We start from the raw sequence: 14,746 nt of genomic DNA, 5'->3' as shown, positions 1-14,746 counted from the left end.
TATTTTCTCTTATTATTTAAATGTTCCATTTGGTTCCACCATTTTGATTGTAGTGTTATAATATAACCTGTGGTGATGATATGAAAGACGAGAAGCAAAAAGAACCGTCACGAATGCTTCTGAGATTATCTGTCCGCAATCTGGTAGAGTTTGTGCTCCGCTCAGGGGATATAGAATCCGGATTTGTGAGCATGGATAGAGCTCTGGAAGGAAGCAAAGCCCACAGAAGGCTGCAGAAATCCTACGGTGATGATTATAGGGCGGAAGTGCCGCTGAAAAAAACCATAGAATTTGATGCTTACAGCCTGGTCATAGAAGGCAGAGCCGATGGCATCCTCATTGAAGATGATGATGTAATAATAGATGAAATAAAGTCTGTGACCTTGCCCCTTGAGCTGGTGAATGAGGATTACGATTTCAGGCATTGGGCTCAGGCCATGTGCTATGGGTATATATACGGCGAGGAAAACGGCTTAGAGAGCCTCACCATACAATTGACGTACATACAGCTGGATACGGATGAGACCAAGAAGCTTAGAAGGAGCTTTGATATATCAGAGCTTAAAGATTTCTTCGATGATCTGGTCAAGAAATATTGCGTTTGGGCTGATTACAGCAGCTCATGGATATCCTGCCGGGATCAATCCATCAAGGATCTGCAGTTTCCTTTTCCTCAGTACAGGAAAGGCCAAAGAGAGATGGCTGCAGCCGTTTATAGAGCTATAAGGGATGAAAATATACTTTTTGCCCAGGCACCCACAGGAATAGGCAAGACAATATCCTCTGTCTTCCCGGCGGTAAAGGCCATGGGTGAAGGAAAGACCTCTAAAATATTTTATCTCACCGCAAAAACCACTACTCAAAGAGTAGCGGAGGAAGCCTTTCAGCGCATGAGAGATAAAGGCCTGCAATTTATCTCCATCACTATAACGGCAAAGGATAAGATCTGCTTCAAGGAGGTAAGGGAGTGCAATCCGAGATATTGCGAGTATGCAAAAGGCCATTTTGACAGGATAAACGAAGCCTTAATGGATATGCTGCGCAATGAAACCCAAATGGATCGGGAAAAGCTGCTCCTTTACGCAGAAAAGCATAGGGTCTGCCCTTTTGAATATTCCCTGGATTTGGCTATTTGGGCGGATTGCGTAATATGCGATTATAATTATCTCTTCGATCCCAACGCAAGCTTGAAGAGATTTTTCATGGATAAGAAGTCCGATTTCACCTTCCTCATCGATGAAGCCCATAATCTGGTGGACAGAGCAAGAGAAATGTATTCTGCAGAGCTTCACAAAAAAGATTTCCTTGAGCTTAAAAAGCAGATGAAGGATAAAAACAAAGAGTTGCATACTGCATGCAGCAGCATAAATAAATATTTCATCGAATTGAAGAAGAAGCTTGAGGATGAAAGTCACTTTGTAAGCCGGGAAGAGGACAAGGATCTATACCATCTGCTGAACTCCTTTGTCATAAAGGCTGACAAATACCTGGCTATGAACGAAGACAGCCATAAGGACGAGGAGTTCATGTCCTTGTATTTTGGCGTGCTGAATCTTCTGAAGATATCCGAAAACTATGATGAGCATTATGTAACTTATATCGAAAGGTTCAGCAATGATGTGAGGCTGAAGCTTTTTTGCCATGACCCTTCCCTGCTCATAAGCCAGGTCCTGAAAAAAGGCCGAGCTGCAGTTTTCTTTTCCGCCACCCTTCTGCCCATGGATTATTTTCTGGAAATATTGGGCGGCGGAGAAAACAGCAAAGCCATATATCTCCAATCTCCCTTTGATATAACGAACAGATGCCTTTTAATAGGGGACAATGTAGCAACCCGCTATACAAAAAGGGATACAAGCTACAGCAGGATAGCGGACTATTTGTACAGTACCGTAGAAAGCAAAACAGGCAACTATATGGTATTCTTTCCTTCCTATAAGTATATGGAGAATGTTTATGAGGAGTTTATGACCAAATATCCGGGGTTCAATGTCAAGATTCAATCTCCCGGCATGACAGAAGAGGAAAAAGAACTTTTCATGGAGTTTTTCCAGCCTGAGCCCAAGGCTCATAATATAGGATTCTGCGTATTGGGAGGAGTTTATTCGGAGGGAATAGACCTGAGAGACGATAGGCTCATAGGAGTTGTTATTGTAGGGGTGGGACTGCCTCAGCTCTGCCTTGAGAGGGATATCATAAAGGACTACTACGATAACAAGAATCACAAGGGCTTCGAGTATTCCTACATGTATCCGGGCATGAATAAGGTGATGCAGGCCGCTGGCAGATTGATCCGTTCGGAAACCGACAGAGGAGTCATACTCCTGCTGGATGAAAGATTCTCACGCTGGGACTATCAGAAGCTTTTCCCCAGGGAATGGTTTCCCCACACCAGAGTCAACGAAAGCTGTTTGCCGGAAATTTTAAAAGACTTTTGGAGTTAGCTCAATCACTGCCACTCCAAAAGTCTTTTTTCCCCTTCCATCCTTTTTATTTCTGTTATATCCTGGCTCAGCTCTCCTGTTTCTGTTTTCATTATAAAACTATTTTCTTCTTTCACAACTTCATCTGCCATATTAGATAAAGTCTCTTTATCCATTGGAGATCCTCCTTTACCTGGTAAGCTTCTTCAGCTCATCCATTTCATTCTTGGTTATGTTTCTCCAGTGTCCTGTTTTCAGCAGACCTAATCTGATGTTCATAATGCGTATGCGCTTAAGCTTCAGCACTTTGTAGCCAAAAGCTTCACACATGCGGCGTATTTGGCGGTTCAAGCCTTGAGTGAGTATTATGCGGAAGGTAGTTTTGTCTACAGAATATATCTTGCAAGGCTTTGTCTTTCTTCCAAGTATCTCGACACCCTCAGTCATGCCCTGCAGAAAATCATCCTTTACAGGCTTGTTGACGGTTACTATGTATTCCTTCTCATGATTATTCTCGGCCCTCAATATTTTGTTCACTATATCTCCGTCATTTGTCATAAGAATAAGGCCTTCAGAATCCTTATCCAGCCTTCCGATGGGAAAAACCCGCTGGGGATGATCTACAAAGTCCACTATATTATCTGCAACGCGGCGATCCGTGGTGCATTCTATGCCAACAGGCTTATTCAATGCAATATAGACCTTCTTTCTCTTTGAGCCTACAGGTCTTCCGTCTATATATACCAAATCACCGGGCTCCACAACTGTTCCCAGTTCGCAGACCCTGCCATTTATGGTGACTCTTTTTTCCTCTATAAGTTTATCTGCTTCCCGCCGCGAGCAGGCTCCGCTTTCGGCTATATACTTATTTATTCTCATATATGATTATTTTCACCTTTCCCTTGTCTGATCATCTATAGGCCCCCTTCCCACCAGCGCTTTCCTTCCGTCGTTTATGCATATTTTAAGGGAGCCGCATTACAAATGCGCCTCCCTAATATTATACCATAATATCTGCACCAAATACTTCAGTATTAAAAATGCCAATTATATAAGCTTACCTCTATAAATTATTTAATGCCTTATATATAGATAAACTTTTTTCCCACGGTGTTAAGCGTTTTCCATTGCTTCTGCGGGAGCGCCTTCGCTATTGGATTCGACATCATCGGTTTTTTCATCAGCTTCATCTATTTTGGCTGCTGTAACTACAGCTAAAGGAATATCGTCCATATTGGCACATGTCACGGTATCAGGCAGATCAATATCGGTCAGCAGTATGGTATCACCGCTTTTGGCATTGCTTACATCCACTTCTATCACATCGGGAATGAGCTTTGCCTTTCCTGTAAGCTGGATTTCATTTGCATTGATTTGCAGGATCAACCGATTGTATATCAATGCATCAGTGCCCTTAAATACCAGAGGTACGCTGTGGCTTATTTCAGAGTCTTTATTTACAACCTGGATATCCATATGCATCAAATCCCCTGTAAGCACATCTCTTGCGGTATCCTTTATGAAACCGAAGCTCTCCTTTTCATTCAGGATTACTGTTAGCTTTGCCCGGCTGCCGGATTCCTTTATCAGCCTATCTACATCCTTTTTTCTGAACTTGACCGAGGCTGCCTCAACCTCCTTTCCGTAGATAACGCCAGGCACAAACTGCTCCTGTCTTACTTTATATCCTTTTTGATCTCTTTCAAAAACTTCTAGCTTAGCTGTTCTCATATAAACGCCTCCCTTTTCATAAATTTTATCACTGAACTAACATCCAGTAAGAGTTGAATCCCCCTCTGGATGAAGTCTCGTTCAACCTATGGCCGAATAATGCATGGCAGCCACAGGATAAGGATTTCTAAAAGAAACCGGTTGATACGAGTTATACATAGCCTTTCACTAGTTTATCCTATTATACCATATGTATTATAATAAGGCTAATTCCGGCAATAAAATCGGATCTTTGACAGTTGAATAAAGAAAAAATGCTTAAAAGCCCTGAAACAGGCTTATTTTTTTGTCAATTTTCTCATTTTATTATATCGCACTTTATAGCACTGTGTTATAATATAAGATAAGGGGGCGATATTTTAAATGAGACTTAAGGTAACCAAATCTAAAAATGCGGCTTCACTTTATGTGATTAAATCTGTTTATAATAGCAAAACTCAATCAAATTCCTCCAAGATTGTAGAGAAACTTGGAACCGAAATTGAACTCAGAGAAAAACTTAATGGTGCAGATCCATATGAGTGGGCTAAAGAATATATAAAAAGGTTAAATGAAGAAGAAAAGGAACAAACACGAAAAATACTTGTTCCTTTCGAACAGTCTAAAATTATTTCGAAAGGCGAACAACGTTCCTTCAACGGCGGGTATCTATTCCTGCAAAAAATATATCATGAACTAAAGCTTAATAAGATTTGCAAGTATATTTCCCAAAAATATAAATTTGGTTTTGACCTGGATTCAATTCTTTCCAGATTAATCTACGGCAGAGTTATCTTCCCTTCTTCAAAACTCGCAACTTATGCGCTTTCTAAAAGGTTTATTGAACAGCCGAATTTTGACTTGCATCAAATATACCGAGCTCTTGAAGTACTCGCCAAGGAGACTGATTTTATTCAATCTTGTTTATACGAAAACAGCCTGAAAGTTTCAAAAAGAAATACCGGTATACTTTACTATGATTGCACCAATTACTTTTTCGAAATTGAACAAGAGGATGGAGATAAGCAATATGGCCCTTCTAAAGATCATAAGCCTAATCCAATCATTCAGATGGGTTTATTTATGGATGGAGATGGTATTCCTCTAGCGTTTAGCATCAACAGAGGAAATATGAATGAACAGTTGACTTTGAAGCCATTGGAAAAGAAAATTATTTCTGACTTTGAGCTTTCTAAATTTATCATCTGCACCGATGCAGGACTGGCTTCTGAAGATAATCGAAAGTTTAACAGCAAGGATGATCGTGCCTTTATTACAACACAGTCTATAAAAAAATTAAAAGAACACCTAAAAAAATGGGCTCTTGACCCAGATGGCTGGAAACTCCCGGGTAGCGAAAAAACCTATGCCATTTCTAAGCTTGATGAGATGATAAATAAAGCTACTACTGAAGATAAAGCAAAAATAAAAGCTGCAGTCTTTTACAAGGAACGTTGGATCAAAGAAAATGGCTTTGAACAAAGACTGATTGTAACTTATTCTATTAGATATAGGGATTATCATCGTAAAATTCGTAGTTCTCAAATAGAACGTGCCCGAAAGGTTATAGATACAAACCCAATAAAAATCAAGAAATGCAACCCTAACGATTATAAAAGGTTTATACATAAAACAAGCTATACCCCGGATGGAGAAGTCGCAGCAAAAGAGATCTATAGCATTGATTCTTCACTCATAGAGAAAGAAGAAGCCTTCGATGGTTTTTATGGAGTTTGTACAAACCTTGAGGATGATGTATCTAAAATCATCAAAGTAAATCACAGAAGATGGGAAATTGAAGAATGCTTTAGAATTATGAAAAGTGAATTCAAAGCAAGACCTGTGTACTTAAGAAACGATGACAGGATTGAAGCTCATTTCACCACTTGCTTTATATCTTTGATTATTTACAGGTTACTTGAAAAGAAGCTCGAAGAAAAATACACATGCCATGAGATTATTAGTGGGCTAAGAGATATGGGCTTTTTGGAAGTTAAAGGCGAAGGGTATGTTCCAACCTACACTAGAACAGATTTTACCGATGCTATTCATGATGCTTTTAATTTTCGAACAGACTACCAGATTGTTACTACAAATATGATGAAAAAAATTTTTAAAGATACGAAAAAGTAAAAAAAGTACGCACTTTTTACATCAATATTAAATCCTGCAAGATTCCTTGTATCAAGGCTTTGCAGGATTTCTATTTTGTTCAACTGTCAAAGAGGGGATTATACCATATGTATTATAATAAGGCTAATTCCGGCAATAAAATCATGCCCGCCCCATATAATAAAAACCCCCAAGCTTAAACAGCTTGAGGGGTTAAATTGATCATTACTCCAGCATCAATTTTTCCAATTCGAGAGGTTCTACATGCTTTCCATCCTTAAAGGCTCTCATATTGCCTCCGGAGATTTCATCTATCAAGGCGATATGCCTATCTTCTCCTATCCTGCCAAATTCAAATTTTATATCATAGAGCTCTATGCCGCGTTTTTCCAGCTCTTCTTTTACTATGGCTCCGATTTTCTTTGTAAGCTCCTTCAAAACCTTATATTCGTCATGAGAAAGAATTCCCAGCATATCCAAGGCATCTTCAGTGATAGGCGGATCCTGACGATCATCATCCTTCAACGTCACCTCTACAAAGGCATCCAGAGCCTGACCCTCCTTTGCATACATGCCGTATCGGCGCATAAAGCTCCCTACAGCTCTATACCTGCATATGACTTCCAATCCCTTGCCGAATAATGCGGCAGGCTTTACCGTCATGGTCGCCGCATCTATGTCTGCATCCACATAATGAGTGGGTATTCCCTTTTCATTTAATATCTCAAAAAACATCTTGGTCAGCCTAAGACCCGCTCTCCCTGCTCCCTCCATAGTCAAGCCTACAGAATTTGAGCCAGGATCGAATACCCCGTTTTCACCCGTCATATCATCCTTAAATTTGAGCAAATAATTTCCATCTTCAAGAAGAAATACATCCTTGGTTTTTCCTTTATAAACAAGCTTCATGCAACATGGCTCCTTTTATATAAATTTGAAAACTGTTAATATACATTATACTACATGCGAACATTTTTTTAAATATATTTTTAAATGTTTTTTAGCATATTTGCTTCATCATTCTTGTTCCCTGTATTTATAAGCTATAAACCTTTATGCCTCATCAAATGTTGCAGGACATCTCCAGCATATTGTTCGTATATTCTTTCTCATCTTCACCCTCCTCTTCCTCGATCAAACAAGGAAGCTTTATAGTGAAGGTTGTCCCGCAGCCTAACTCACTGCTCACCTCAAGCCTTCCCTTATGCTCTTTTATGATATGATTGCAAACATAGAGCCCCAAGCCTGTACCCATACTTTTTGTAGTAAAAAATGGAGTGCCTATTCTGACCAGATCAGCGGCCGAGATACCCTTTCCGTTGTCTATCACACTGACGTACATTTCATTTGCCGCATCGTCATAGCCTGTTTCAATGGTGAGTTTAGCGCTTGGCATGCCTTCCATAGCTTCTACAGCATTTTTGCATAGATTTAATATTACTTGATTTATCTGGCCTTCATCGCAGAGCAGATACCTTTCCTCCTTGGAGTTTTCAAAGCAGACATCAACCTTTTTTACAATAGAAGTGCTCAAAATAAGGCCCTCCAAAGATTGAAGCAAATCACACATGGATACCTCGGTAAACTCAGTGTCCCTGGGCCTTGCCATAAACAAAAACTTGCTTATGATCTGATCCATTTCGTCCACATTTTTGCTTATCTTCTTTGCATGTTTGATCGTTCCTTCCTCTTTTGTCAAGAGGCTTATCAATTGGCAGCTGCCTTTTATGGTAGTGAGATAATTCTTGGTCTCGTGGACTATGCCGGCTCCCATCTGCCCTAGCAAGGCAAGCTTCTCCTGCTGCATCAGTACATCCTGCCTCCTCAATATCTCATGCTTGCTTTCTTCCAGCTGCCTATATGCTTCCTCAAGCTTGATTTTTTCAAGCTGCATTTTTTCATAGGGGTATTCTACATAGGCCACAAACACAGACCTATATATATAGTAGTAATAAAATACCCTAAGAACATGCCCGTAAACAATATTGAAGGAATAAATCGATGAAAATGCTATAAACATCATTTCGGTAGGAATAGCTATGATAAGAGCCATGTAAAAATGCCTGAAGGACACAGGCGAATCGTGATCAAAGTGTTTACTCAAATTTACTATGCTCAAAAATATGAGCAATATAATGATGAATTCTATTGCTCCTTTGGCCAATGTAGAGCCTTCAACAGTGATCATGGCAGGAAAAACCCAGGGAAATTCATATATAATTGCCGCTGTCCCAAAGGGGATGATCATGGCAATAGTGAGAGCAAGCCATTTATTCAGCTTGAGATTCAAGGCATTTAGAGATACCAGATATAAAACGATTGCCTCGCAGAACCTCCCCAGTATCCAGTATTTCATGTTTAAATCCATAAAAATATCATGGGCAAGTGACTGGCTTACAAATAGATACGCATGATAAGCATCATAGATTGCCACGGATAGAAATCCATAGCCTATGATATAGTTTGTTTTAAACATTTTATCTGCCGTATTCCATGCTATCAAAAATGTAGATGCTCCTATGAATAAGCACACCGCCTCAAGGAAGGTATGAATGGCATAAATATGGCTTTCCCATAAAGTATAATAGAGAATGACTGATATTATAAATCCAATAATAAGAACAAAAATATAATGAACAAATGGACATTCCCTTTTGTCCATATAATTTAACCCCCAATTCTCCTTATGGATTATGATCAATAAGCAATATAACTGGTATACCAATTGCCGCCAAGTATTTATATATTCTAGATAAATTTGTAAAATCCTCTAATTTTCATATTATCTATATGTTTTTTGATTTTCTGCCTCTTTCACCCTTATAGCCGGCTATATAGCTTCCATTCGTAACTATTAATGAACCGGTGAATCATCGTTTATCTCAATGGTTTTCTCTCTTACATAGATGTTATCCATCCATAATTTGAATTAAGTCAATAGAATCCTATTGACTTCTATGTATGTCAAATATATTATTATATTAGATAGTCATCTATCCTTTGAGTATGTTTTATGAATTTGAGAGGTGATATTATGAAGCTTTCAAAGGAACAGGTAGCTTTTACAGTTCATCCCCCGGTAGAATTTATATATGCCCTCAACTTTACAGCAAACGAGGAGTCGTTATATAAATTCTACTTGGATTTTAATTTCAGCCCTTCCGAAGAGCTCCGGCTATTGATTGAAGAAATGAAAGCAAAGCTTTCTAAATACATGAACAATGAGTTGTTATATTTCTTTGAATGGCAGGACATGCTGCATGTATTGGGAAGAATTATATTGGAAAATGAAAGCATCAAAGCCACGCAGGATTTGATAAGTTTTATAGAGCAAAGCTGTGATAAAGAGTTGCTTTCCTATATAATCAGGCAGGCATTATACAGCGAGAACGATGCCAGTCAGAGTCTTGTTTGCTGGAGTGATTGCCAGCATATAACCGGCAATATCAGGCAATTGATTTCTGATATGGACGATAAAACCGATGAAGATAAAGAAAAGCTCATGGAATGTGTGGAAAATCCATCGGAAATAAAGGCTAGGCTATACCTTCTCATGACGCAGTTCTATGAGAAATGCTATAAGCCTGTAGAGCATAAGATATTGATGAAATTAGGGTCAGCAAAAGAGAAATATGAAACCCTGCTGCATGAAGATCCGGATTATTTTGACAAGGAGTTTCTGGGCAATTTCTCAGGCTTTAAATTTGAAAGGATGAAAATCCATATAAGCTACTTCACGCAGATAAGGCCATGGCTTTTCCATATGAAGCCATACAGCGATACCCTCTGGGTCAATCTGGGGATATATACCGATCAATATCCCAGGAAAATGTTCACAAAAGCAAAGGTTCAAAAATTTGTAAAGCTGCTGTCGGATAAGAAGAGGTTTGAAATGGTTGAGCTGCTCGGAAAGAAGCCTCATTATGTATATGAGCTTGCAGCAGCCCTGGAGCTTACGCCCCCTACAGTATCCTATCACCTGACCTCTCTGACCGACTTAAATCTTTTGTGCATAGAGAGAAAAAACAACAGGGCCTACTATTCCTTAGATAAAGAGATAGTAAGAGAGCTGCTGAAAAACGCTGAAGAAGTTTTACTGCCATAGAATAGATATAGCGCATTAAATATTTCACGACAGTAAGCTTATATTAACGGATAAAAGAGTGCAGCACTGAATGAAGTCTCGTTCAATGCGGAGGGCTTTAGAGTTTGTTAGTTTTGACGCAACCCTATGCAAGCTTACAAAGTCTTAGTGCCGGAGCATAAGCAATCGTTATCAGTCAATATAAAAGCTATGTAACGTATTTATTGCAACTTATATAGACAATTTTATTGCTGGAGGAAATTATGCAGGACAGATTTGAAAAGAGATACCGTGATAATTGTGTAATCTATATACTCATATATGCATTCATAGGAATGATGACCGGCCTGATATTTGATGCTTTGATCACATTTCTCATGACCGTATCACCGGACACCGCCAAGAGCATGGCTTCTTATATGGGGATTGCAACCTTTGCAGCATCATCCATAGCCATATTGGCACCCAAAGCCGGCTATAAAAGGATAATAATATTTGCGGCCATCGTCACATCGGCTTCCCTTGCAGCAATATCCTACGTTCAAAATCAATGGCTTATAAGCGCCTGCCTGTTCTTGCTGATGACAGGCATTACACTATTTGATGTAATACTATCCCCATATATAGCCACCTATACAGCAGCGGCAAGCCGGACTTCTTTTCTGACGAAAGCATCCTGTGCCAGCGTGCTTGGGACAATAATAGGAACCTTTGCAGGGGGACCAATGATAGTCCTTCTGTTTTCAAAAAAGCTGAATATTCCATATAATGCAGCAAAAATATTGACTCAAGACATAAGCTCCTTCAGCTTTGGGTATTACTCCGGCTATATTGATGCGCATCGCATCGTAATGATGGTTTTTGCAGCAGCCTCAATTCTGATCCTTATCCCGGCATTCAGCATAAGAGAATCGGTTGGTGATCATGCTTCTCATGCAAAAGAAAAGCAAAGCTCCGGTTTGCCGGAGCTTCTAAACAAATATGTTGTCCTATTCCTTATTTACACAATACTGAGCAGATTTGCCGCTTCTCTAATAGCTCCTTATGTGTCCGTATACCTGACCAAAATAGGTATAAACAGAGCAGCTGTATCAATGCTGGCAACGCTGCAGTATTTATCAGCATTAGTATTTATGGCATCATCGGGCAAACTTGTGAAAAAAATAGGGCAGATATATGCCATAGCCGCTTTATGCCTGGCTTCTGTGCCATTTATGCTCATTCTTGCAAACGGACATAGGTTTGGAAGTCAAGTAGAATTGATAGTTGGAACAGCATTGTTCTTCAGAGCTGGATTAGCCAATGCTGCCGTTCCCGTCACCAATTCATTGACCATGGAGCTTGTGCCTAAAAAATCCTGGGCTTTATATGCAAGCCTGGTATTCATGATGCAAAGTACTGCACAAATATTTGCCGGTCTTTTTACAAAGCTCTATTTATTCAATAATACCAGCGGTTATGCCGATGCCTATTATTATGCGGCAATATTATACATCACCGCCCATGGTATGCTGCTAGCTGCCTTTTCTAAAAGATATAACTGTTCCGAGAGAGCAGAGTGCAATCAAAAGCACATTTCCAGCACTACAGGACAGTGATCGCTGCCCATTACCTGGGAGTGTATTTCTGCATCCTTCATGTTTCCCTTTAATCTCTCAGAGACAATAAAGTAGTCAATTCTCCATCCTACGTTTTTAGCTCTTGCATTGCCCATATAGGACCACCAAGAATAAGCTCCTTCTTTGTCAGGGTAAAAATAGCGGAATGAGTCTATGAAGCCTGAATCCAGCAATTTGGTCATCTTCTCCCTTTCCTCATCGGTAAAGCCTGCATTCCTCCTGTTGGATTTTGGATTCTTCAAGTCTATTTCCTTGTGGGCTACATTCAGATCGCCGCAGAGTATGACGGGCTTTATCCTGTCCAGCTCCATCAAGTAGCTTCTGAAATCATCCTCCCATTTCATTCTGTAATCAAGCCTTGCCAGTTCTCTTTGGGAATTGGGTATGTAAGCGTTAACCAGATAGAAATTTTCATATTCCAGAGTAATAGCTCGTCCCTCCTGATCATGCTCGTCCATTCCAATACCATACTTCACATCTAAAGGCTTTTTCTTCGTAAAAACAGCCGTACCGGAATAGCCTTTTTTCAATGCATAATTCCAATATTGCTCATACCCGGAAATATCCAGAACTATCTGACCCTGCTGCAGCTTTGTCTCCTGAATGCAGAAGATATCCGCATCCTTCTCTCTGAAATACTCCAGGAATCCCTTGCCCGCACAGGCCCTGAGGCCATTTACATTCCAAGAAATCAGTTTCATACAATTCCTCCACAATAAGCTTGTCTTAAATATATTTTCTCTGGTTCAGTATAACATTAATCCCTTCATGATTTAAAGCTATAGATGATAATCTTTTATATTTGTATTTTTGTTGTTGAAATCATCCGTTGAACAGTATTTTGAAATAATGTCCAGATGAGCCTGGGACATGGCAGGGCAAACTTTCAATATGCTGTCTATAACATAATCGATATTATCATCATCTACTCTTTTAGCTCTGACGCCATCATCAAAATACATCTCTTCACTATTTAAGGAGTCAAATATTGCCTCTACCGCCGGCATCTGCATGACAGTATCGCTTTCCAGACACTTTTCCGAAAAATACAAAGCTCCGTCATCTATTATAAATTGGCCGTATGCGTATTCCTTCCGCCCTTTCTCCGAGCCATCCTTGCCGCCGGAATTGCAATCATACTGAATATGCTCTACATGCTTTAAGTCAAGAATATTGCTTTTTTCATCCCTAGTCAGGATGCACCTCGGCCAAAGCTCCAGCAGCTTTTTCTTCATTTGCTTGGTCATATCCTCTCCAAACTCAGTAATAAACTGCTTCATAGATATCGTCTTCTTCATTTTATAATTCTTTTTCATCACCATAGTCTCCCTTTTACTTTATTTTTCTCCTATAATCGGACATACCCCCTAAACAGCTGTATTTCCGCGCTTGACAACACATATTCAAGTCTTACAAAAGCCGGAGATGGCAGTGCCGCCGAAGGCAATTTAAAGCTAAAAGCCACCTGCATGAAGGTGGCTTTTGTCATTTATATCTTAGATCTTAACAACATTAGCTGCTTGGGGTCCTTTGGGTCCTTGTTCTATTTCGAACTGCACCTTTTCCCCTTCCGTTAAGTTCTTATGAGCATCATCGCTCTGTATTGCTTTATAATGAACGAAAACATCCTTCTCGCCTTCAACTTCTATAAAGCCGTAACCCTTCTCCGAATTAAACCATTTTACTGTTCCTACCTTCATGAACCGTCCTCCTATAATTAAAACACTTCTAGCCATCATGATTTTGAAATCAATGATGTTTATTATTATATATATATTGTACCACAACCAGAAAAAAATATCCTGTCGATTGAAAAACTATACATTTTTGAGGATTTGGACAAACTTTGCAGATGTGGGAGACAAGGACACGCTTTTTAAAAAGCAAATACCTATGTTCCTTTTTGGGATGCTTTCCTCTAAGCTTACTTCAAACAGTATTTTTTTCTTCAAATACTCCTGAGAAAACTCCTTTACCACGCAGGATATGCCAAGGTTTATCCTGGAGAATTCCAGCAATAAATCATGGGAGCCAAGCTCGATCTCAGGCTTTATAGTTACGCCCTTTGACAGGAAATACCGTTCCACATATCTTCGTGAATTTGATTTCGGCTCCAGAAGTATGAGTGGGAAATGATTTAGTTCCTCCAGGCTTATAGGTTTGGAAAGCTTATCTCTGTATGCTTCTCCGCAGACAAAGATGTCATGTATGTCCATGGCTTTTATAATCTCTAAGGCAGGATCTTCTATGGGCAAATTACATATGGCGATATCGGTTTCCCCCGATTTTACCAATGTACAAAGCTCCAAAGTGGTGCTGTTTATTATTTTAAGCTTTATATTAGAGTAGGCCTTATGGAATTTCTCCAGATAAGGCAGGAGGAAATAGCGGGAAATAGTATCTCCGACGCCTATCTTCAGCTCTCCTGATGATAGATTCTTCCATTCATCCAGCTTTTCTTCCCCTTTGGAAATAAGGTTGATGGCCGAGTTTATATACTCAAAAAGCATGCTGCCTTCATTTGTAAGTATTACCCCCCTGGAGGTCCGTGTAAAAAGCCTGAGTCCCAGCTCCCTCTCCAGCTGCATTATAGACTGGCTCACGGCAGGTTGAGTCATAAAAAGGATGGATGCAGCCTTTGAAAGGCTTTTTTGTTTTGCTACCTCACAAAAAATTTTGTATAGCTCCAGCTTAACCATGATATAATTTCTCCTTATATCTATTATAAAAGATATTTATTTTACTTATATCATATAATAGTATATAGTACAAGTATAGAATGCATATTAACAGTTAGAACA

At 39.6% G+C, this 14,746-nt stretch carries 13 protein-coding genes; 4 read left to right on the top strand and 9 right to left on the bottom strand.

The features are described 5' to 3' along the window. Positions 1-80: 80 nt before the first annotated feature. On the top strand, positions 81-2,441 hold the full coding sequence (locus AC4HCY_RS02560) for an ATP-dependent DNA helicase (RefSeq protein WP_491095330.1): 2,361 nt from the start codon (positions 81-83) through the stop codon (positions 2,439-2,441). 5 nt (positions 2,442-2,446) lie between these two features. On the opposite strand, the gene AC4HCY_RS02555 is transcribed toward AC4HCY_RS02560, so the two are convergent. The 3 genes from AC4HCY_RS02555 to AC4HCY_RS02545 all read right to left on the bottom strand — a co-directional run bounded on the left by AC4HCY_RS02555 (position 2,447) and on the right by AC4HCY_RS02545 (position 4,151). Beyond that, a complete protein-coding gene (locus AC4HCY_RS02555) occupies positions 2,447-2,596 on the bottom strand; it encodes a hypothetical protein (protein ID WP_491095329.1) in 150 nt (49 codons plus the stop codon). 13 nt (positions 2,597-2,609) lie between these two features. Then, the gene (gene rluF / locus AC4HCY_RS02550) at positions 2,610-3,299 is read right to left on the bottom strand and encodes a 23S rRNA pseudouridine(2604) synthase RluF (RefSeq protein WP_491095328.1); all 690 of its coding nucleotides are present in this window, start codon (positions 3,297-3,299) and stop codon (positions 2,610-2,612) included. Between the two features lie 234 nt (positions 3,300-3,533). Further along, a complete protein-coding gene (locus tag AC4HCY_RS02545) occupies positions 3,534-4,151 on the bottom strand; it encodes a 50S ribosomal protein L25 (RefSeq protein WP_323433370.1) in 618 nt (205 codons plus the stop codon). 363 nt (positions 4,152-4,514) lie between these two features. Here AC4HCY_RS02545 and AC4HCY_RS02540 point away from each other — a divergent pair, with 363 nt between their 5' ends. Continuing rightward, the gene (locus tag AC4HCY_RS02540) at positions 4,515-6,263 is read left to right on the top strand and encodes an IS1634 family transposase (RefSeq protein ID WP_491095327.1); all 1,749 of its coding nucleotides are present in this window, start codon (positions 4,515-4,517) and stop codon (positions 6,261-6,263) included. Positions 6,264-6,467: 204 nt separating this feature from the next. On the opposite strand, the gene AC4HCY_RS02535 is transcribed toward AC4HCY_RS02540, so the two are convergent. After that, the gene (locus tag AC4HCY_RS02535) at positions 6,468-7,151 is read right to left on the bottom strand and encodes a phosphoribosylaminoimidazolesuccinocarboxamide synthase (protein ID WP_323433371.1); all 684 of its coding nucleotides are present in this window, start codon (positions 7,149-7,151) and stop codon (positions 6,468-6,470) included. A gap of 154 nt (positions 7,152-7,305) precedes the next feature. After that, entirely contained in the window at positions 7,306-8,904 is a 1,599-nt protein-coding gene (locus AC4HCY_RS02530; protein WP_491095326.1) for an MASE3 domain-containing protein, read from the bottom strand. 372 nt (positions 8,905-9,276) lie between these two features. On the opposite strand from AC4HCY_RS02530, the gene AC4HCY_RS02525 reads away from it, so the two are divergent. Together AC4HCY_RS02525 and AC4HCY_RS02520 are read left to right on the top strand one after the other, a co-directional pair. After that, the gene (locus AC4HCY_RS02525; RefSeq protein WP_491095325.1) at positions 9,277-10,347 is read left to right on the top strand and encodes an ArsR/SmtB family transcription factor; all 1,071 of its coding nucleotides are present in this window, start codon (positions 9,277-9,279) and stop codon (positions 10,345-10,347) included. A gap of 242 nt (positions 10,348-10,589) precedes the next feature. Beyond that, positions 10,590-11,924, top strand: a complete 1,335-nt coding sequence (locus tag AC4HCY_RS02520) for an MFS transporter (protein WP_491095324.1) — start codon at positions 10,590-10,592, stop codon at positions 11,922-11,924. Here AC4HCY_RS02520 and AC4HCY_RS02515 read toward each other — a convergent pair. The 4 genes from AC4HCY_RS02515 to AC4HCY_RS02500 form a co-directional block, all read right to left on the bottom strand. Beyond that, positions 11,891-12,646 carry an exodeoxyribonuclease III gene (locus AC4HCY_RS02515; RefSeq protein WP_323433375.1) on the bottom strand — a complete coding sequence of 252 codons (756 nt, stop codon included), beginning with the start codon at positions 12,644-12,646 and terminating at the stop codon, positions 11,891-11,893. The two genes, AC4HCY_RS02520 and AC4HCY_RS02515, sit on opposite strands and share 34 nt — an antisense overlap. 78 nt (positions 12,647-12,724) lie before the next feature. Next, complete coding sequence (locus AC4HCY_RS02510) at positions 12,725-13,261, bottom strand: hypothetical protein (protein ID WP_491095323.1); 537 nt, start codon at positions 13,259-13,261, stop codon at positions 12,725-12,727. A gap of 180 nt (positions 13,262-13,441) precedes the next feature. Continuing rightward, complete coding sequence (locus tag AC4HCY_RS02505; protein ID WP_491095322.1) at positions 13,442-13,645, bottom strand: cold-shock protein; 204 nt, start codon at positions 13,643-13,645, stop codon at positions 13,442-13,444. A 117-nt stretch (positions 13,646-13,762) separates the two neighbouring features. Then, positions 13,763-14,647 carry a LysR family transcriptional regulator gene (locus AC4HCY_RS02500; protein WP_323433378.1) on the bottom strand — a complete coding sequence of 295 codons (885 nt, stop codon included), beginning with the start codon at positions 14,645-14,647 and terminating at the stop codon, positions 13,763-13,765. Positions 14,648-14,746 lie beyond the last annotated feature (99 nt).

This window comes from Lutispora sp. QWL-02 (genome assembly GCF_058315355.1).
The sequence above is the reverse complement of the archived record's forward strand: the minus strand, read 5'-3'. Positions and strand labels throughout refer to the sequence as shown.